The sequence below is a fragment of the Chryseobacterium sp. GW823-FHT05E08 genome (genome assembly GCF_058795655.1).
This window is the reverse complement of sequence record NZ_JBXAHY010000001.1, coordinates 266,636-287,858: the sequence shown is the minus strand read 5'-3', so window position 1 is coordinate 287,858 and position 21,223 is coordinate 266,636. Positions and strand designations below refer to the sequence as shown.

Sequence of the window (21,223 nt, the reverse complement as noted above, 5' to 3'; positions counted from 1 at the left end):
GCACATTCTTTTTTATTTAAAATCCTTAGAATCTCTCCTCGGTTCTTTTACTTCCGGCCATTTTGTAACCTTCCCTTTATCATCCAAAGGCATTTCTCTTTTCTCTCTATTCGTAAATTCCGGATCCTCGGATGCCATGTAAGCCAATGATGCCGTCAAAATTACGTTATTCTTCACCTCATCAAAAACAATCTTGTCATACGTATCTTTAGTCGTGTGCCAAGTATATCCGAAATATCCCCAATTCAATGAACTTAGAGAAAATCCAGGAACTCCTGCTGCAACAAAAGAAGCATGATCAGATCCTCCTCCACCAGGCATTCCTGGGAAATCTGTTTTGATTTGATCTTTTACTTTTTTCGGAACTCCATTCAGCCATTTTCCGATGTAATTGTAGGAATTTACAAACCCTTGTCCGCTGATATTCACAACACGGCCTGTTCCGTTATCTTGGTTAAATACAGCCTGAGTACCTTTTATAATCTCAGGATTATCGGCAACAAAACCTCTGGAACCATTCAAACCCTGCTCTTCGCTTCCCCAAAGTCCGACAACGATTGTTCTTTTATTATTTGGATAATATTTTTTAAGGATTCGCATCGTTTCAAGCATCGTTAAAACACCCGTTCCGTTATCTGTCGCACCCTGAGCACCATCCCAAGAATCAAGGTGAGCAGAAAGAATGACATATTCATTTGGTTTTTCTTTTCCTTTGATAATTCCGACGGTGTTAAAAGTTTTAGCATCAGGAAGAACTTTTGACTGAGCTTCAATTTTAATTTTAGGTTTACTTCCTTTTTCAGCCATTCTAAAAAGCATTCCATAATCTTCAACATCAATGTCGATCATTGGAATTTTGCTTGTCTTTGCTCCAAAAATTCGGTTGGCACCCATAATTCCTGTCCAGTTGGAAATGGAAATTCCGACAGCACCAGCTTTTTCCAAAGCTTCTGGAAGCGTATTGTTATCATATCCGATATTCTTTACGTAATCGCGGAAATCTTTTGAAGCCTGTTCTTTTTCAGCTTTTAATTTTTCATATAATTCAGGCGTTGCAAACTCCTTAATTTGTTCATCAGAACGACCTATTTTCTGATACTGCGCCATCAAAACAATTTTTCCTTTTGCAGAAAGCAGCCATTTATCGAATTCGGCTTTAGAAGAAACTTTAGGAAGAATTATAATTTCAGCTTCAATTGCTTTTTTAGTTGATGGACTCCAAGCTAATTGTGTTGCAGATAATGATTTTATGCGAGGATATGTCATGTCTACATGCGTAATTCCTCTCTGCCAGCCTTTCCAGGTTCCGAATTGCTGCAAATTGGCATCAACTCCCCACGAACGAAGTTTTTCGACTGTCCATTCATTGGCAGAAAGCATTTCAGGAGTTCCAACCAAACGAGAGCCGATCCCATCAAGAAGCTCAGATGCCATATCTTCAAGCTGAGAATGGTTATTGACTTCATTCACGAAATTTTCAACAATAGGATTCAGTTTTTCCTGCGAGCCGGTTTGCGCCTGAGCCCATGAAAATTGCACCGCCAATATTACCGCAGGCGCTACAAAAAAGCGATTTATCTTCATAATTTCATTGATTGGGATAAAGATAAAGGAATTCGGGGGAAACTGAGGAGGATAAAGGAGAAAAACAGAATGATTTTTATCTTATGATTGATATCTAAACTTTAGTTTTTTAACCATTAATATTCATTAAGTTGTTAAGAAGATTAAGGTTTTGACTAAATATTAATGAACTTATTTAAAGTTTTATTCTAACCACAAAAGATGCAAAAGATTAACACATAGTTATTTTAAGTTTAATAATAAACTACAAATTAAGAGCATATAAGTTATTAAAAATCTGTGATTTTCATTCTTTTAAGAACTTTTGTTTTCAAATAAAACACTAGCTTTTGTATCTTTTGTGGTTAGAAGAAAAAGTTTGAATCAATACGTTATAAACAAAAAAAACCGACTTCAATGAAGCCGGTTTATATCGATTTTGGGATCGATTATTTTTTTGATTCCTCAACAGAAACTTTTCTGAAATCTTTGAACAATTTGCTTAGTTCTAAAGCTGATTTACGAGCTCTAGTTCCAGCAGCCTTGTTTCCTTTTTCTGCTTGTTGGTTTGCTTCAGCAGTGAATGCTTCAAATTCTGCGTTGATTTTTTCAATTAGTTCTTTCATTATTTTAAAATTTAGGGTGCAAATATAGGTTTTATGGTGGATTTCGCAATAGTTAAGGTCAAAAAAACTTAATAAAAATCGAGAATTATTAAAATTTGGAATGAAAACAAAAAAAAATAACCAAATTGGCTCCTTTTTTCCTCTATCAAAAGCTAATCTAAGGTAAGATTCAGACTTAATTAAAATAAAAATCAGATTTTCAGGAAGACCTTTTATCGGTTTTATGTAAATTCGCTAAATAACTAAATTATTTGTCTGTACGTGCCCATGGAGCTCCCAAAAGAATATATTTTACCGAATACCAATATCAGTACACTTTCTATATATGAACTTTTGAAGCATACCCAAACGGCAAATTTTATAGAAAATAAAGATTTCCGAGACATCTACCCTATTGCTTTGGAATGCAACGCCGGAGTATTTACAAAATCAACTTCTGTGATTGATTTTCCCAACGTTTCCGTAAGTCAGGTTGGAGCTTCATTGATTACTGCTTGTTCATGTGATAATGAAACCAATAAACTTTGCGAACACCAAGCCGAAATCATTCACTCAATTCTGGAGCAGAAAAACTTCCGAATCTTTTTTGACCACAACTTAAGACAAAGATCATTAATGGTAGTCGCCAAAGGTTTTGGATTGGAAAATGAAACAAATCTGGATGCTTATTTTAACATTGAATATACCGATGGAAAATTGGATATTCAACCCAAAATAAAAGAATTAATTCAAATAGACGAACAGGTTTTTAAACAGGATTTGCTTCCCCAGCGTGTTTCAATATTGGATGAATTAGCAGTTCAGAATACTAACAAAAGACAAATACTAGTCATTGGGAAACACCGCTTTTACAATCAACTGAATTTCTCATTGATGGAAGCTGATATTACCCAATCGGGAAAAGTCAAAAACCCAATTACAACCATTGATCCCATGCAACTGATCTGGAAAGCAGAACAACCCGTGGAGATCAAATTTTATACTGCAATTCTTACCTTTCAAAATAAGTACAGCGAAGAAAAAAGCCCTGCAGAATTACAGGCTTTGAAACTGATCGTTAAGAATCCTTTGGACTTGGATGTTTATTATCACGATCATAATGTTGCTGAAACTATTTCTTCTAAATCCTTAATTCCAATTCATTTAAATGTATTAAAATCAGAAATACAGCTTACCGTTTTCAAGAAAGATCCTTTTTACGAAATTACGGGTGAATTGTTATTTAATGACATTTCACTTCCCTTTAAAAATGTAGTGATCCGAAATGATTATTTTGTTTATTTTCAAAATACACTGAGTTTGGTTGACAACCCTGATATGCTTCGTGTGATTAAGTTTTTCAAATCAAACAACGAAATATTAATCATTCATGCATCAAAATATGAGGAATTTTTGCAGACTGTTTTATCTTCGTTAGAACAATATATCCATATCAATTACAGCTATATTCGTCAGGCAACTCCAGTGGAATTAGCCGAAAAAGATTTTAAAACTGAACGCATTATTTATCTTCAGCAGAAAGGTAATTTTGTATCCATTACGCCTGTGATGAAATATGGTTCGGTTGAGGTTATCGTTTATTCACGAAAACAATTATTTGATACTGATCAAAATGGAAATCAATTTTCTATAGAACGAAACCATCATGAGGAAGATCGTTTGACTTCCATCATTATGAAACAACATCCTGAATTTGAAGAACAAATGGATGGAACTGAATATTTCTACCTTCATAAAGATAAATTTCTGGACGAAAACTGGTTTCTGGAAGCCTTTGAAGCATGGAAAAATGAAAAGATAACCATTCTTGGATTCAATGAATTAAAGAACAATAAATTAAACCCAAACAAAGCTAAAGTAGACATCCAGATCACCAGCGGTGTTGATTGGTTTAATGCTAAACTGGCCGTAAAATTTGGTAAAAAAGAGGCTTCATTAAAACAGGTTCACAGGGCGATTCGTAACAAATCGAAGTTTATTCAGCTGGATGACGGTACTCAGGGTATTTTACCTGATGAATGGATCAATAAAATCACCCGATATTTTCAGGTAGGAGATATTGATGAAGAATTGTTGAAGATCCCGAAAATTAATTTTACAGAAGTATCAAATCTTTTTGAAAAAGAAATCCTTAGTGATGAGGTACATGCAGAAATTACTACCTATTCAAAACGTTTTTCGCAAACCAAAAACATTCCTGGAATTTCAGTTCCTGCTGAATTAAAAGCAGAATTAAGAGATTATCAAAGGGATGGATTAAATTGGCTAGGTTTTCTTGACACCTTTAATTTTGGAGGTTGCCTTGCCGACGATATGGGATTGGGTAAAACCATACAGATCATCGCTTTTATCTTACATCAAAGGGAAAAATATGGGCCAACGACCAATCTGATTGTTGTACCCACTTCTCTCCTATTCAACTGGCAGGAAGAGATCGAAAAATTTGCACCTTCCATCAAAGTATTGCTTCATTATGGAGCAGTCCGGAAGAAAACAACCGAGTTGATGCATCAATATGAAGTTGTTTTGATAAGTTACGGAATGCTTCTTTCGGATATTCGTTTTCTGAAAACCTTTCATTTCAATTATATTTTCCTTGATGAATCGCAGGCTATTAAAAATCCAAATTCCGAAAAATATAAAGCCTCCCGTCTTTTACAGTCGAGAAATAAGATCGTTTTAACCGGAACACCTATTGAAAATAACACCTTCGACCTTTATGGACAAATTTCCTTTGCCTGTCCAGGACTGTTGGGAAGCAAACAATATTTTAAAGATACGTATGCGATTCCGATCGATAAATTTGAGTATACTAAACGAGGAACCGAGCTTCAACAGAAAATAAATCCTTTTATCCTCCGAAGAACCAAAAAGCAAGTAGCGAAAGAGCTTCCCGAAAAAACGGAAATGGTTATCTACTGCGAAATGAATGCAGAACAACGTAAAATTTACGACACTTATGAACGTGAACTTCGTGAATTCATTTCCGCATCCACCGATGATGAAACGCTTAAAAATAGCATGCATGTTTTGACGGGGTTAACCAAACTTCGACAAATTTGCAATTCTCCTGCTTTATTAAAAGAAGGTCATTCAGGAGATAATTCTGTTAAAATAGAAATCCTGACCGAGCAGATTGAAAATAAATCGAAGGAACATAAAATCCTTGTCTTTTCTCAGTTTGTAGGCATGCTGGATTTGATTAAAGCTGAATTAGAAAAGAAAAACATCCCTTTTGAATATCTGACAGGCCAAACTAAAGATCGTGGAACTAAGGTCAATAATTTTCAGACCGATGAAAATATTCGTGTATTTTTAATCAGCTTGAAAGCAGGCGGTGTAGGACTTAACCTTACCAAAGCAGATTATGTTTATCTCGTAGATCCTTGGTGGAATCCCGCTTCGGAAAATCAGGCGATCGACAGAAGCTACAGAATCGGGCAAACCAAAAATGTGATTGCCGTTCGACTGATCTGCTCTAATACCGTTGAAGAGAAAATCTTAAATCTGCAAAAGAAAAAAAATAAACTTGCTCAGGGATTAATAAAAACAAGTGAATCAAAGTTACAGGGTTTGAGTAAAAGTGATCTTCTGCAAATTTTAGAGTAGAATTTAACCACAAAAGAGACAAAAGCTTAAACACTTAAGTTATTTTAAGTTAAAAGTTATATCGTTAATAAGTACACTTAAGTTTTTTGAAAATCTTTGATTTTCTTCTTATGTGAGCTTTATTATTTTCTACCTATTTAGCTTTTAAAACTTAAGTGTTCTAAAGTGATTAAATAAAAACTTTTGTGCCTTTTGTGGTTAAAAAATTCAGCTAGCTTTTATATATCATCAAATTAAAAATTGATTTCATTGAAAATAATTCAAAATTCAAAGTACATTTATTATATTTGATTTTTATAATTTTGAATCATGAGCGATCAATTAGAAACTATAGCAGATTACTACAAACGGATCAGAGAAAACAAAAATAAAATGTTTGATACTGATGATTTTGAAACAGGAAAATCGCATTTTAATATTTCTATGCGAAAATATTGCAGTTTCAAAAGTCCTTATAATCGTCGGGATTACTATAAGATCAGTTTTATTATTGGTAAAGGAACTTTTCAGTATGGGCAACAACAATTATATATTGACCGCCCTGCTCTATTTTTCCCGTCTCCCAATATTCCTTATTCGTGGGAATGTGACGGAGACCTTCAGGAAGGCTATTTTTGTTTGTTTAATCAGGAGTTCTTTAATGGAAATTCAGAGTTTAAATTATTCAAGAAAACATCATTATTTAAAGAATGGAGCATGCCGATTGTTTTTCTAACAGAAGAGCAAACTCAGCTTGTAACCGTCTATTTTGAGCAGATGTATAAGTTGAATAACTCTTCTTACCCATTTCGATGCAACAGTATTAAAAACCATTTGGCATCAGTTTTACACCTTGCCTTAGAAAACCGTGTCGAAGATATTGATCCTAATGAACTTCCCGCTAACATTAGATTATACCGATTGTTTGATGAACTTCTCAACAAACAGTTTCCGCTGGATTCTCCGGCTTATCCGTTAACGTTAAAAACTGCTTCTGACTTTGCGGAGCATCTTAATGTGCATGTGAATCATTTAAATTCTTCTGTAAAATCGGTCGCTAATCTTACCACCACTCAAATCATCAAGGAAAGAATGTTTGAGGAATCTAAAAATCTGTTGAAATACACCAACTGGGATATTTCAGAAATTGGCTACACGTTAGGATTTGATGAACCATCTCATTTCAACAACTTCTTTAAAAAGCATGCGAACACTTCTCCGCTTAAATTTAAGAGCACCGTATAATTCTTTGAATTTTGTAATTTTTACTTTGTCTTTTAAAATTCATCTTAGTGATACTTTCTCTATTTTTGTATCGTTAAAAAATGAATAAACATGTTGTTGAAAGAAGCATCTGAAAAACGCATCAGATTAGTTACGATAATGGCCTTTATATCGATTCCGCTTTCGGGGTTTGTGACGGATATTTATTTACCTTCATTTCCATCGATGGCCAAAGGAATGCAGGTTTCGGAAAAAGATATCCAAATTACATTAACATCGTATTTACTGAGTTATGGGATTTGTCAGTTATTCGTAGGAAATATTCTGGATAATATCGGACGTTACCGACCTAAATTGGTAGCCTTGTTCTTTTTGATCATCAGCAGTCTTTTGATCACGATGACGAATAGTATTTTATTGATTTGCCTTCTCCGAATCCTTCAGGGTGCTGCCGTTTCTGTTCTGGTAGTAGCGACCCGTGCTATTTTCGTAGATATTTATGATGCGGAAAAAGTGAAACATTATTTAAGTTATTTCACGATTGTCTGGTCTTGTGGACCTATTTTAGCACCGTTTCTTGGTGGCTATCTTGAGAAATTGTTTAACTGGCATGCGAATTTTTATTTCCTGGCTTTCTATGCAGGAGCAATATTTCTTTTTGAATTATTTTTCAGCGGTGAAAGTTTACCCGAAAAGAAGAAAGTCAGTTTTTCAAAAAACATCAAATTATATCAGATGATGCTGAAGAACCACATATTTATGTTGGGAATCTTCATTTTAGGATTAAGTTATTCGATTGTGATGTTGTTTAATATTACAGGACCTTTTATTATTGAAAACACCTTCCATTTCACTCCCGTTGTTATTGGATATTGTACTCTAATTTTAGGATTCTCATGGATGATTGGTGGATTTATTGGAAAAAAGAGAATTTCGTTAGGTTTTAACTCCCGTATTTTACAGCCTGTTATTATACAATTGGTCTTAATTGCCAGTTTAATTGCAGTTAGTTATTTTGCACAAAGTCTTTACATTACGATTCCTTTTGCATTTTTTATTCATATTTGTTCAGGAATTTTATTTACCTCATTTTTCACGACAAGTATGTTGTATTTCCCTAAAAATGCAGGAACAGCGGGCGGATTAATGGGCGGATTGGTCTATATCATTACTTCCCTTACCAGCTTTATTATTTCGGTAAGCGGAAACGTATCAGAACAAAAAGATCTGGGCTGGCGATACCTGATTATTGACGCTTTACTTTTTGGAATTATCCTTATCATGAGTAAAACTTTGAAAAAAGAAAAAGCAGAGAATTGATCTCTGCTTTTTTCATTATTTTCTTAAATGGAGGATTACCAATAATTATTTCACCATCATCTTTTACCCATTCTTTGAGTCTTTTTATTAACATAATGAATGCTTTATCATCAAAGTAATCAAAGAGCCCAGCAGACCAAATAATGTCAAATTTATTCTCAGTATTAAAACGAAAAATATTCTTTTTGATAAATGCGATTTTATCTAAATGAGGTTTGTTTAATATTTTCGCATACATAATAGCTTTCTCATCCATTTCAACGCAGGTAGTTGCTATCTCTAGCTGTGGGTTTTCATTATATAATTCATAAAGGTCACGTGCTGGCCCGCTTGCTAAATTCAAAAGATTTCCTCCTTGTTTTAAACTCTGCGATACCTTTCTCTTAAAATAGCTTTTCCTATTTCTAACAGCCTTTGCCGAGGGGATTGAAATGGAATACTTATCCCATTTTGGAAATTTAGAAGAAACTTCCTTGGTGTATATTCTGTCGATAATGTGAAAATCACCGGCATACCCATGAGGTTTAGTTAAAATATGCCCCATTATTGATTTTTGATCTTTCAGAGATTCACATTTATCCATAAGATTTTGTATTTCCGCTGAAGCCAATTTGTTTTCATTAATCTGACAAGCCAGCTCATTGATCATTACTGTAAGTTCATCAAATTCTTCAATTGCAGGACCTTCATGAGAAATTATTTCATTCATTCTTTCAAGAAGTAGTGTAGTTTCCATTATGTTATTAGTATTTAATTGTGAACGGCTTTATAATAACTACCATAAAATGATATTTTAAACTTCATTCAATCAACTTATCCCATAATTTATCATTTCTTAGTGACTAATTTAAGAAATATTTCATTATTAATTATGCATTAATTTTAAATTATTATAATGTTTTTATTAAATTAATTTTGATTTAATTATCAATTCCATTCATCATCATCTAAAATCAACAAGCTTAGGGTTTTCTCTGATTAGAAATCAGTAAAGTTTTAAAAGATAATTTTTAGCTTTTTATATCATTACCCACTTCTCTGTTTTAATAATGATCATCACATTAATCATAAGCTCAAAAGTATTTATCCTAAAAAAGATACTACATTATTACTAGCACACTTCGTTAACTCTATAGTTGTCAAAACATTAAAAATTGAAGTAGATATGCAGTAATCCTTTTTCAAACTAAAGAGGATATATTTGAAATGTAAATAGTAATTATTTATTACAAAGCAAGGGTTGTTCTAGTTCTTTATTCTCTCCCTTGCTTTTATTTTAAAAGTGCCTACAAATATCGATTTGTAGTTTTCATATGATCATAGAGTTACGGAAATACTCACACTTTATGTTTATGTTTTTTGTGTACAGGGGCGATCCCAAGCCCCTGTTTTTTTTAAGCAAAAGATAACTCCACAATTTCTTTTCAAAAAATGTTCTACAATTTTTCCGTTAAAAATCAATTTTATTAATCAGAATAGTCTTTCAGTAGCTGTCTATAACTCATCAAAATAGATGATTTTGAAATGAATCCTACAAATTTATTGTTCTGATCTACAACGGGAAGATTCCAAACGCCGGTATCATCGAATATCTGAAGGATTTCTAAAGGTTTATCCTCCTGATGAATAATCGCCGGAGGAGCTTTCATAATTTTAATAATACTTGCCGAAGTATCTGTATCTGAAAATAAAAACGGTCGTACATCATCTATTGTAAGGATTCCGCGCAATGTTTTAGCATCATCAACCACTCCGAAAATATTTTTGGTTCCGTCTTTTACGAGCTCAAATAAATCTGCTATTGAGGCATTTTCATTCACTGTTTCTGAAAACCTGTCGATAAAATCTTCTGTTTTTAATGAAAATAATAAATTCTTATCATGCTTATTTGTGAAAATTTTCCCTTGATCTGCCAATGATTTTAATTCAGGAGAAATCGGAGAAAACCATTTGGCGATGAGGTACGACATGATAGAAACGATCATTAAAGGTATAAAAAGATCATATCCAAAACTCGATTCCGCGATTAGAAAAATTGCCGTAAGTGGTGCATATAATACGCCGCTCATCGCGCCCGCCATTCCTACAAGAACGAGATTGGTTACCGGAACATCCGAAAATCCAAGATGCTGGCAGATCAAGGCAAATAAATATCCAACAGTTCCACCTGCAAAAAGTGAAGGCGCAAAATTACCACCATTACCCCCACTGAAAATTGTAAAAGACGTTGCGAAAGCCTTTAACAGACAAACCAACACTAAAAATATAATGACCGTCCATTCCTTAATTTCAAAATATCTGAAAAAAATGTTTTCAATAATTGAATGGGTATTTCCATTCGTAAAAGCCTTTACCGTATCGTAACCTTCCCCAAATAAAGGTGGAAAAAGCACACAAAGCAACGATAAAACCGCCCCACCAAACATTGCTTTTCGCAGACGTGACATGTTTAAACCTTTTATAAAATGTTCAACTTTTTGAGATACAATCACAAAATATCGTGCGTACAATCCCGTTGCAATCCCTAAAATAAGGTAATAGGGAACGTTTTTATAATTAAAAGGCTCTCTGGTATAAAATCTGAAAAGAATATCTTCCTGAAGTAAAATTCTCGATAAAAGACTTCCACAAACTGCTGCAACAACCAAAGGAATAAAATCTGTGAAGACAACTCCCGTCAGTAAAATTTCAAATGCGAACATGATTCCTGCAATCGGCGCATTGAAAGCCGATGCAATACCTGCTGTTGCTCCCGCAGCTAGCAATAACGTACGTTCTTTATAGCTTAGTCGATAGGTTTGAGCAAAATTTGACCCGATTGCTGCTCCGGTAACTGCAATTGGACTTTCCAAACCTGCAGAACCTCCAAGTCCAACTGTAATCGCGCTTTGAACGATTTGAGAATACATTTTAACAGAAGAAACGATACTTGAATTCTGAGCAATTTCATATAAAATAGCACCAATTCCTTTTCTGTCCTGACCTTTAAACAGCGTAAGAACAATGCTTGTTGTAAGAACAATTCCTAAAAAAGGAAAAACAACGTAGAATAATATCTGATATTCAAAATGAACTTTAGTCGTAATAAAATTATGAATATGATGAACAAGTGTTTTCAGTATAACCCCAGCCAAACCGGCACTGCATCCTACAATAATACCCGAAAGAACAAGAAACTGACTACGGCTTAACCTGTTATTTAACCAATGAAGAATCAGTTCATAACTTCTTACTTTTTCAAGCCCATATTTTTGAAAATCTCTTTTGAATTTTAGAAAACTTAGGTATTTTCTTTTATTATCAATTTTCACTTCTTTGAATATTTTAATTCCACCATTAAGTAAGCGGGATGTAAATTTAGGGAATTAAATTTTGTTTTTTCGATGACCGTTTAATTGATTTTATTAACAGTTTCCTTACAAAATAAAAAAACCTGCCTTATAAAAGCAGGTTTACTATTTTTTTAAAAAAAATTAAGGTTTCCAAAAAGACCATTTACTGCCATTAAAAACAGCTAAACGTTTTGCCCCGGCTTTGTTGACATAAACCATCATTCCAGGAGAAGGGCTTGGGATATTTTGCACATCCTGTACAATGGGTAAAATCATTGCTTTGGTTGTAGATTCTAAGACCACTACTCCATTTGCAGTACTAGATGGCGCTCCAATGATTATTTTTTCACTGGAAGTTTCAGCCAATTGCGCTACAGTAACCTGAGTTGCCATAGTGCTTGTGATGGCAGCGTCCTGACCGCTTAAATCTACCCACGCTCCGTTGTAATATTTTACACGGGCTTTCGTGCCATCGGTCGCATCAAGAACCAATGTTCCTTCTGTTGGAGAAGACGGTAATGTTCTTACATAAGGTAAAATAAGTCCTTTATTTTGGTTCGGAGCAAAATCTAATAACACAGAAGTTTTTATTGTTGATGTTCCAACAGCGTCTCCTATGATGATTTGAGCGTTCGAAAATATAGTTATTCCTATAAATATTGTTGATAATATCGTTTTCATTTTTAATTTAATTTTTATGTGGAAATTTTTTAATAATTAATCTAATTTTTCATAATTCAAATTAATTACGGACAAGTTGGAGTATTAAAACAGCTCCATGCCGTTCCATCATATAGTTTTAAACATTTTACAGTAGTATCATATACCATCATTCCTTCCTGTGGAGAAACCAAAGCAGTTACCTGAGCTGTCGTTAGTCTGGAAATTACAAATCCTTTATTATTAGATTCTAAAACCATGTGAGCCGATTTTCTGTTTGACGGCCAACTGCCATTGTTAGGAGTAGCTTTTTGCAAAAGTGAAAAACCAACCTTACTTTCTGCTCCTGCTGTCGCGGTATTCGCGTCATTATAACAAACACATCTACGTATAAAATAATCATTTGTTCTAGGATAATAAGTATCGCCAAATATTGGGGAAGCAGTTGACAAAAAGTTGCTTGTTGATCCATTTGTCCCCTGTTGTTTGATTTCAAACTTAAAGGTTTCATCGGGTTCGTAAACGGCGTCGTTTACAGATGCAATATTAATCGTGATTCCATCTTCGTCATTCGTTGGACTTGAGTATCCGGGAGTAGCTCCACCATCATAGTTTCCGTTGGGTATGGTTACCAAATAAATACTGCTTCCTGCCGTATGAGTTACCACAGGCGTACCATTTGAATTAGCAACACCCGTAACTGTAATATCATTATCTGATGCTACAGCTGTACCATTTACAGGATCGATCATCTGAAAAGCTACCGTAGTTGCAGAGGTTACAGCACCATTAATTCTCATAAATAAATTACCGTTACTAGAACCTTCACAAGATGATAAAGCATTAGAAAATTTTAAATCAATTAGTGGATTTAATGTAATCTTAATATCATCCAGTAAATTTCCTGTTCCGGGATTACCACCATTTACAAGCGCCCTGAATCCCACTCTATAAACACCTGAAGTACCGTTAAAAGTATAGTTTCCTGTATTATTCGACCAAGCATTAGTTGCAGAAGGCACAACTGTTTGTCTTACTGTAGCAATGTTTACCTGGTTTTGATCTTCAATAACCATTGCCGCTTGTTCTGCAGTAGTTACTCTGGCTCTGTGCTTAAAACTAAAACTAATGTTATCTCCATTCGCCAAATACATATTTTGATAGATCATTGAACTTACAAATGCATTCAGCTCAACAAAATTGGATCCCTGCGCAGCTACTACTCCACTGAAACCTGTTCCCCAGACTTCAATAGGGTGACAAGCTCCCGAGAATCCTGCAGTACAATCTCCAGCTTGGGTTGGATGTGAAGTATACCACGGGGAAGTAACTGTTGATCCGGCGTCAAAAGTAGCACCAAAACCAAAGTTCGCATCATGTTGTACAACAGTTGCATTGGCCACACCAAATTCAAGACCGGGGTTTACAATAACCCTCGTCTGGGCATGATAATTTTGCGAAAAGGCTAAAGATAAAATTCCAGGTAATGCAAAACGTAGCGCATTAGCTGAAAACATAGAATTTCGTAGAAAGGTTTTCATGGTTTATTAAAATGTTTTATAAGGGGTGAAAAATATTTTTATGATTAAGAAAAAATTTAAAATAAAAACAAGCTTTTCCCATAGAACTGAACTGAACATAGTAATCCTAAAAAATAAAATATCACGTTCAAGGGGAGTTTCCGGTGACTATTTTTTAAGGTCTATATTTCTAGTGAAAAGAGGAAAAGATTACATGAGAGGAAAAGCAAAAAGAGTTTAAGATTAAAAACTCTTGAATTATTTAAAAAGTTTAAATTTTTCATATAATATTTAAAATTATAATAAATTTTTCTTTAATTATAAATTTTATGATTGCAAAAGTAATAAAATAATTAATGAAATTAGATTAATTTTCTTTAATAAATATTTCATAATCCGTTTACTACAGCCACTTTTAGAGCATCTTAACATTTGTGATTATCAATAATTTAATTCAAAAACTAAAGAATTATTGTTAAACACTATGCAAAGAATATTAATTTTATAAAATACCCGCAAAACAATTAAAGAAAGTTCATCAATAAAAAAATATGAATTAATTGAATAAAAGAATGTTAAATGATAAATATCAGAAAACATTTTATGAAAAATTAGTTTTAATTGAAACTAATTTTAGGTATATTTGTTAGAGTAAGAAATAATAACGAATAAATTACTATTTAATTTATTCCAGAAAGTTTGTCATTCCGCAGGAATTTAGACTATTCTTTATTTACAATATGGAGATTCCTCCGAAATGACAGAGTGTATGTTTTCTTTAATTAATTTTATTAATGATATATGTCTGCAAAACACAACAAAATATCAGAATTAGCACTAGAATTAGGTCTTGCAATGGGCGAAATGAAAACCCGTCTGAGACAGAAAATTCAGGCAAAAATTAATGAATATGATCCTGATCTGTCTTTCGAACTTATAGAAATAATGGGACTTCTCTCTCGTAATGATGGCATCAATCAGCAGGAAATCGGGAATAAGGTAAGTAAGGATAAATCAAGTATAACTTATCTGATTAACAGTCTTGTAAAACGTGAATTCGTTCAACGTATCGAAAATAAAAACGACAGAAGAAATAAGCAAATTTATCTTACGGATAAAGGAAAACAAATCATAGAAACGGTGTATCCATGGGCATTGGAGCTTTACGAAAAAGCAGCAGGTGGTTTCAGTGAAAATGAAATAAAAAATGCTCTTCTTCTAGTTAAAAAAATGACAACAAATCTCGAATAACTAAGTTTTAAATTAATCTAATATGAGAACAATACTGGTACCGATTGATTTTACCTCAACCACAGAAAATGCCGTGAGAGTTGCTTCACAATGGGCAAAACAATATGAATACGAGCATATTATATTGTTGAAAACTTCTGACGAATCCGAATTCGATTATCTGCATATTGCAGAAGGACATTCATTTGTAAATGAAGAAAGTATCAACAGTCTTTTGGAAAAAACGGAGTTATTATTGAAAAATTTATCCAATATCATTCTTGAAAAATTCCCTGATCTTAAAGTTTCAAAAGCAGTAAGCAACTGGACTTTAACAAGAAGTATTAATGATATTGTAAAAGAACAGCCATCGATAGAACTGATTGTTTTGGGCAGTGATGATCAGGCGGTTTCCAGCGACAGTGTAGTTTCGGAAAATATTATAAATATTGCAAGAACAAGCCCTGTTAAAACTTTAATCGTTCCCAATGGTTACAATTATAGCGACATTAAAAATATTCTTATTCCGTGCGATATTAATAGTATTACAAAACTGGAAAGACTATTTAACCATAAATATATCATTCGCAAACAGGATGTACAGTTGATGTTTTTAAATATCCATACAAAAGAAAATCAAACAATTATAGAACAAAAAAAGACTGAAATTCAGGAATATATTCATCAGCATTTAACTGAAATTCCAAGCACAATTTATTATTCTTACGATAAAAATATTGTTGACGGAATTCTGACTTTTGCATCCTCAAATAAAACAGATCTTATTATTGCCCTACCCGGCAAGCATAGTTTTCTGTATTTTTTAACAAGTACAAGTATTTCGGAAGGGATTTATCAGAATGTAAATCAACCTGTTTTGATATTAAAATAAAACCTACTGACAGACTCTTGTCACAAACCTGATTTATTTTTGTGGAATAATTTAAAATCTTCAAAAATGAATTTAGTATCAATACGTATTATTACCGCTAATATTGAAAGTTTAGTGAAATTTTATGAGCAAATAACAGGAATTACAGCCATCCAATACACTCCCGATTTTGCTGAATTAAAAACCTTAACAGCCACAATCGCTATCGGAAGTACGAAAACTTTACAGTTTTTTGGTGGAGAAAATATAGCACAACCCGCTCAAAACCGCTCTGCAATTATTGAGTTTATAGTTGAAAATGTAGACAAGGAATTTGAGCGATTAAGAGATTTCTTATCTTCTCATATTGTACAGAAACCGACCACGATGCCTTGGGGAAATAAATCTTTGTTATTCAGAGATCCTGATGGAAATTTGGTTAATTTTTTTACGCCAGTTTCAAAAGAAGCGGTTGAAAAATTTAATTCAAATTGATTTCAAAATAATATTAATAAAAAAACAGCGACATTAGTAATTAATGGCGCTGTTTTTTTATTAATATTATTTTCCGTTTAAATCTAAATGTTAGCCATATTTTTAACCTATCGCTTTTTCATCTGTAAAAAACTGAAAACCCTCTTTTCTATTGATAAGCTATAGTTTATATCAATCTACATAATAAAGTCACTCTAATTATTAACTTAAAAATTAAAATGACTACTTGAAATAAATGCTATTTTTTTTCAAGTTCCTTAAGTCCTATTTTAGTATAAAGTCTATTAATTAAAATATTACACTCAGTAATCATATTTTCACATTCAAAAACTATATCACTAATGTGAACAAACTCATCCTCGCCTATATATTCGTTAGTACTACCAGAAGTAAAATAAATTTTTTGTGCAAAACTTTGCATTTCTTCTTTAATATTTTCTTCAAAAAACAGCATATTTTCTGAAAGTTCATTTTTCAAAAAATCTCCAACCTGTACTATACTTTTTTGTTTTGATATATATTGAGGCCCTTGAGCAATTTCTGCAATCTCGAAAGTATATTTTTCTTTAATATCATAAATCGTTGAAGCTAATTTTACATAAGCTTTAACTTTATATGAAAATAGTTCATCTATTATTTTTTGTTTCCTATTGAGCTTTGCATTTAAATATGCAGATACAACAACAGCAATAATTGAAAATATAGGAACTGACGCTTTTAATATTTCGACAAATTGAGTAAATGATTCACTGCCCATGGAATTTAGTTTCTTAATAATATACAAAATAATTAATATTGATAGAGAGTTTTATCGTAATAATTACTTTATAAACTATCATCATAAAATTTCAATATTATTATTGACTTGTTTAACCACATTTCTAATAAGGTTTTCATCTTTTTTTAAATATTAGAAACCATTCTCTCTTTATTATTAGTATGCATGAATTTAAGAACGATAAAAAAGAGAAAATGAAACTATTAATAATGTACAATTTTTTTATTTATTTCAAACCCATTTTAACCTCTCGCCTTTTCATCCGTAAAAAACTGATAACCTTCTTTTTTATTGATAAGCTGTAATGGATATAACTTAGGATTGTATTCTCCGTTCAACACTTCATTCAAAGCATGTTTTTTGGATTCACCGAAAGCTACAACCAATATATTTTCAGCTTTATTGATCAAAGGTTCGGTCAAAGTGATCCTGAACATTTCCTGAGGTTTTAAATAATAAGCAGAAACCCATTTTTCTTTTTCATCTAAAACTGCTTCACCCGGAAATAAAGAAGCGGTGTGACCGTCATCCCCCATTCCTAAAAGGATAAAATCAAAAATACCTTCGTTTCCAAGAACATTTTTAATCTCCTGCTCGTATTCCTTAGCATAATCTTCAGGTTCTACTCCATCCTTATACATTGGGAAAATTTGGTCTTTATTGACAGGAACTTTATCGAAAAGTGCTTCAAAAGTCATTTTTGCGTTACTTTTTTCGTCATTTAAAGAAACCCATCTTTCATCAACCCAGAAAAAGTACACTTTATTCCATTCAATTTTTTCTGCATATTCTTGGGTCGCCAACAGATTAAAAATCGCTTTTGGAGAAGATCCTCCGCTTAACGCCACCACAAAACGGTTATTTTTCTGAATAGATTTTTTTGAAAGATCAACAAACATATCTGCTGCTTTTTTGTACAAATTATCTAAATCATCAAATACTGTAATATTCATTTTCGTCTTTTTAAATTAATATAATCTTAAACCCAGTTGTGGCCTTGTCTTTCAACCAAAGCAACACTTTCTTCCGGACCCCAGCTTCCTGCTTCATAGTTTGGAAAAGATGCTTTACCATCCTGCCAAGCTTCCTGAATCGTTTTTACAACATCCCAAGCTTCTTCCACCTGATCTGAACGCATAAACAAAGTAAGATCACCTAAAAGCGCATCCAATAACAGTGTTTCGTAAGCTTCCGGAGTATCTTCCTGACAGGCGAAATTATCAAAGATCATTTCAACAGGTTTTAAAACTAATGAAAGTCCCGGTTTTTTTGCCATAAACTGCAGTCTGATATCCATCAACGGCTGAATATTAATAATCAATCTGTTAGCCGATAAATGTTGTGAACTTTCTGAAAAAGTGGAATGCGGTAACGGTTTAAACTGAATCGTAATATAAGAATGCTTCTCCTTCATTTTCTTTCCGGTACGAACGTAGAACGGAACGTCTTGCCATCTTTCGTTATCCAGATAAAATTTTACGGCTGCGAAAGTTTCTGTATTAGAATCCTCGGCAATTCCTTCTTCCTGACGATAAGCTTTAGCCTTAACTCCGTTCACAACACCTTTTCCGTATTGACCTCTTACTGCATAATGATCAACCTGATCTTCTGAAATTCTACGAATCGATTTAAGAACATCAACTTTACGGTCTCTGATCTCGCCTGATTCTAATGAAGCTGGTGGTTCCATCGCAACCATACAAAGAATCTGCAATAGGTGATTTTGAATCATATCTCTCAATGCTCCCGTCTGCTCGTAGAAACTTCCTCTCGTTTCAACGCCAACCTCCTCGGCAACAGTAATTTGTACAGATTCTATATGTTTACGATCCCATAAAGGTTCAAAAATAGAATTTCCAAATCTAAATGCCAATATATTCTGTACCGTTTCCTTTCCTAAATAATGGTCGATACGGTAAATTTGCTCTTCTTCAAAAGTCTCAGCCAGCAAACTGTTCAGTTCTATTGCCGATTGTTTATCGTGACCAAAAGGTTTTTCGATAATGATTCGGTCTTTTTTAGCATCAGAAGCTAATGACGTATTTTTGATATGATTGGAAATCGTAGAAACAAAATTAGGACCGATTGATAAATAAAACAACCTGTTCCCTCTTGTTCCGTAAACGGTATCAAAATCTTTTAATTTCTGATGCAGATTTTTGTAAGAATCTTCCTCATCCAATTGATGCTGAAAATAAGTAATATGAGCCTGAAAACCTGCCCAATCTTCTGAAGTTATCTTTTTTCTTGAGAAATTCTCAAGGTTTTCTTTAATGTAATTTTTAAAATATTCGTTGGTATTATCTGCTCTTCCAAGGGCTACAATATTAAAACCTTTGGGCATTCTCCCATCGATATATAAATTATAAAACGCCGGAAAAAGTTTTCTTTTTGCCAAATCTCCCGTAGCACCAAAAATGATAATTGTAGTTGGATGCAAGGCTTTATTTTCAGTCATTTTTCCGAATTTTTAATGAGTTGCTGTTTGCCATAAAGTGTGAAAAACACCTTCTCTGTCTGTACGCTGATACGTATGAGCTCCAAAATAATCACGTTGAGCCTGAATTAAATTCACAGGAAGCGATTCCGTTGTGTAAGCATCAAAATATCCTAAAGCAGTCTGAATTCCTAAGCTTGAAACTCCGTTTGAAGCAGCAAAAGCAGCAGTTTTTCTTAATGAATTGATTTTATCTTTAACGATAACAGAAATATTCTGATCTAATAAAATATTAGATAAATTAGAATCTTTAGTATAGGCTAAATAAAACTTTTCAAGTAAAACTGAACGAATGATACAACCTCCTCTCCAGATTTTCACAACATCTTTTAATGGAATTTCAAATTGATATTCCTCAGAAGCTTTAACTAATAAAGCCAAACCTTGTGCATAACTAATTAATGTAGCCAAATACAACGCATCTCCTACTTCTCTAATAAATAATTCTGTATTTTCCGGAGTTGCAATTTCATTTTTAGCATATAATTGAGAAGCCTGAACTCTCTCTTCTTTATACGCCGATAAAATTCTTGAAGTTACTGCAATATCAATAGTTGGGATAGAAACCCCGATTTCCATAGCTTGTTCGGAAGTCCATTTTCCGGTTCCTTTTGCTCCGGCTTTATCTAAGATCTGGTCAACAAGATAACCGTCTGTCAATTCATCTTTTTGTTGGAAAATATCTCTGGTGATCTCGATTAAGAACGAGTTCATTTCACCATTATTCCATTCTTTGAAAACCTGGTAAAGCTGATCGTTATTTAAGTTCGCTCCTCTTTTTAGTAAATCGTAAGCTTCGCTGATCAATTGCATGATGGCATATTCAATTCCGTTGTGTACCATTTTCACATAGTTTCCGGCAGAACCTTTTCCCATGTAAGCTGTACATGCTTCGTTATCAACCTTTGCAGAAATTGCTTCTAACATTGGTTGAAGTAAATTGAAAGCTTCCAAATCTCCACCAGGCATGATACTCGGGCCTGTTCTTGCCCCTTTTTCGCCTCCGGAAACTCCCATTCCCATAAAATGTAGGTTTTTTGAAGCTAGATCAGCAACACGTCTATTGGTATCTTTGAAATAAGAATTACCTGCATCAATAACAATATCTCCCTTGCTTAAAAGTGGTGTAATACTATCCAGAACTGCGTCTACAGGTTTTCCGGCAGGAACCATCAGAATGATTTTCCTAGGTGTTTCTAAAGCAGATACAAAATCTTCTAAAGTAGCAGTGCCTTTCACCTTCATTTCCGAAGTAGCACCATCCTGTAATTCTTTTACTTTTTCGGTATCAAGATCAAATCCTGCGATCGAAAAGCCATTGTCGGCAATATTATAAAGAAGATTCCTCCCCATCACTCCGAGACCGATCATCCCGTAATTATATTTATCCATTTTTATTGATATTTATATGAATTCTATTTTACGGAGTATAAAATTATGAAAATGCTAATTAGTAAAAAAATAAATGGATGGAAAAATATTTTAGGATAGTAATTTGAAAGTTTTTGTATTGATTAAG

Annotated in this window: 17 protein-coding genes; 7 read left to right on the top strand and 10 right to left on the bottom strand. The window is 33.3% G+C overall.

The annotated features are described in order from the left end of the window. Positions 1 to 12 precede the first annotated feature (12 nt). Together AC1Q7L_RS01330 and AC1Q7L_RS01325 are read right to left on the bottom strand one after the other, a co-directional pair. Positions 13 to 1,584: a M20/M25/M40 family metallo-hydrolase gene (locus tag AC1Q7L_RS01330; protein WP_492305731.1), complete on the bottom strand. Its 1,572-nt coding sequence runs from the start codon at positions 1,582 to 1,584 to the stop codon at positions 13 to 15. 428 nt (positions 1,585 to 2,012) lie between these two features. Further along, positions 2,013 to 2,189 (bottom strand): Hc1-related histone H1-like protein, encoded by a 177-nt coding sequence (locus tag AC1Q7L_RS01325; protein WP_054509314.1) that lies wholly within the window; start codon positions 2,187 to 2,189, stop codon positions 2,013 to 2,015. Positions 2,190 to 2,456: 267 nt separating this feature from the next. On the opposite strand from AC1Q7L_RS01325, the gene AC1Q7L_RS01320 reads away from it, so the two are divergent. From AC1Q7L_RS01320 to AC1Q7L_RS01310, 3 genes are all read left to right on the top strand, one after another. After that, on the top strand, positions 2,457 to 5,798 hold the full coding sequence (locus tag AC1Q7L_RS01320; RefSeq protein WP_492305732.1) for a DEAD/DEAH box helicase: 3,342 nt from the start codon (positions 2,457 to 2,459) through the stop codon (positions 5,796 to 5,798). A 309-nt stretch (positions 5,799 to 6,107) separates the two neighbouring features. Beyond that, positions 6,108 to 7,022 (top strand): helix-turn-helix domain-containing protein, encoded by a 915-nt coding sequence (locus AC1Q7L_RS01315; RefSeq protein ID WP_492305733.1) that lies wholly within the window; start codon positions 6,108 to 6,110, stop codon positions 7,020 to 7,022. Positions 7,023 to 7,115: 93 nt separating this feature from the next. Beyond that, on the top strand, positions 7,116 to 8,321 hold the full coding sequence (locus AC1Q7L_RS01310) for an MFS transporter (protein ID WP_492305919.1): 1,206 nt from the start codon (positions 7,116 to 7,118) through the stop codon (positions 8,319 to 8,321). Here the strand turns inward: AC1Q7L_RS01310 and AC1Q7L_RS01305 are convergent. The 4 genes from AC1Q7L_RS01305 to AC1Q7L_RS01290 all read right to left on the bottom strand — a co-directional run bounded on the left by AC1Q7L_RS01305 (position 8,281) and on the right by AC1Q7L_RS01290 (position 13,854). Continuing rightward, positions 8,281 to 9,057 (bottom strand): class I SAM-dependent methyltransferase, encoded by a 777-nt coding sequence (locus tag AC1Q7L_RS01305; RefSeq protein ID WP_492305734.1) that lies wholly within the window; start codon positions 9,055 to 9,057, stop codon positions 8,281 to 8,283. The two genes, AC1Q7L_RS01310 and AC1Q7L_RS01305, sit on opposite strands and share 41 nt — an antisense overlap. A 730-nt stretch (positions 9,058 to 9,787) precedes the next feature. Continuing rightward, entirely contained in the window at positions 9,788 to 11,632 is a 1,845-nt protein-coding gene (locus AC1Q7L_RS01300; RefSeq protein WP_492305735.1) for a chloride channel protein, read from the bottom strand. Positions 11,633 to 11,794: 162 nt separating this feature from the next. Next, the gene (locus AC1Q7L_RS01295) at positions 11,795 to 12,334 is read right to left on the bottom strand and encodes a phage tail-like protein (RefSeq protein ID WP_492305736.1); all 540 of its coding nucleotides are present in this window, start codon (positions 12,332 to 12,334) and stop codon (positions 11,795 to 11,797) included. A gap of 65 nt (positions 12,335 to 12,399) precedes the next feature. Continuing rightward, positions 12,400 to 13,854 carry a phage tail-like protein gene (locus tag AC1Q7L_RS01290; protein ID WP_492305737.1) on the bottom strand — a complete coding sequence of 485 codons (1,455 nt, stop codon included), beginning with the start codon at positions 13,852 to 13,854 and terminating at the stop codon, positions 12,400 to 12,402. 40 nt (positions 13,855 to 13,894) lie between these two features. Between AC1Q7L_RS01290 and AC1Q7L_RS01285 the strand changes: the two genes are divergently transcribed. From AC1Q7L_RS01285 to AC1Q7L_RS01270, 4 genes are all read left to right on the top strand, one after another. Next, complete coding sequence (locus AC1Q7L_RS01285) at positions 13,895 to 14,074, top strand: hypothetical protein (RefSeq protein ID WP_492305738.1); 180 nt, start codon at positions 13,895 to 13,897, stop codon at positions 14,072 to 14,074. Positions 14,075 to 14,634: 560 nt separating this feature from the next. After that, a complete protein-coding gene (locus tag AC1Q7L_RS01280; RefSeq protein WP_492305739.1) occupies positions 14,635 to 15,084 on the top strand; it encodes a MarR family winged helix-turn-helix transcriptional regulator in 450 nt (149 codons plus the stop codon). A 22-nt stretch (positions 15,085 to 15,106) separates the two neighbouring features. After that, positions 15,107 to 15,955: a universal stress protein gene (locus AC1Q7L_RS01275; protein ID WP_492305740.1), complete on the top strand. Its 849-nt coding sequence runs from the start codon at positions 15,107 to 15,109 to the stop codon at positions 15,953 to 15,955. Between the two features lie 66 nt (positions 15,956 to 16,021). Next, positions 16,022 to 16,429 carry a VOC family protein gene (locus tag AC1Q7L_RS01270; RefSeq protein WP_492305741.1) on the top strand — a complete coding sequence of 136 codons (408 nt, stop codon included), beginning with the start codon at positions 16,022 to 16,024 and terminating at the stop codon, positions 16,427 to 16,429. A 238-nt stretch (positions 16,430 to 16,667) separates the two neighbouring features. Here the strand turns inward: AC1Q7L_RS01270 and AC1Q7L_RS01265 are convergent, their stop codons facing one another. The 4 genes from AC1Q7L_RS01265 to gnd form a co-directional block, all read right to left on the bottom strand. After that, positions 16,668 to 17,186, bottom strand: a complete 519-nt coding sequence (locus AC1Q7L_RS01265; RefSeq protein ID WP_492305742.1) for a hypothetical protein — start codon at positions 17,184 to 17,186, stop codon at positions 16,668 to 16,670. A gap of 263 nt (positions 17,187 to 17,449) precedes the next feature. Continuing rightward, positions 17,450 to 18,160, bottom strand: coding sequence for a 6-phosphogluconolactonase (gene pgl / locus AC1Q7L_RS01260; protein ID WP_492305743.1), 711 nt, complete (start codon positions 18,158 to 18,160; stop codon positions 17,450 to 17,452). A 26-nt stretch (positions 18,161 to 18,186) separates the two neighbouring features. Continuing rightward, on the bottom strand, positions 18,187 to 19,665 hold the full coding sequence (gene zwf / locus AC1Q7L_RS01255; protein WP_410690850.1) for a glucose-6-phosphate dehydrogenase: 1,479 nt from the start codon (positions 19,663 to 19,665) through the stop codon (positions 18,187 to 18,189). Positions 19,666 to 19,677: 12 nt separating this feature from the next. Further along, a complete protein-coding gene (gene gnd, locus AC1Q7L_RS01250; protein ID WP_492305744.1) occupies positions 19,678 to 21,096 on the bottom strand; it encodes an NADP-dependent phosphogluconate dehydrogenase in 1,419 nt (472 codons plus the stop codon). Positions 21,097 to 21,223: the final 127 nt, after the last annotated feature.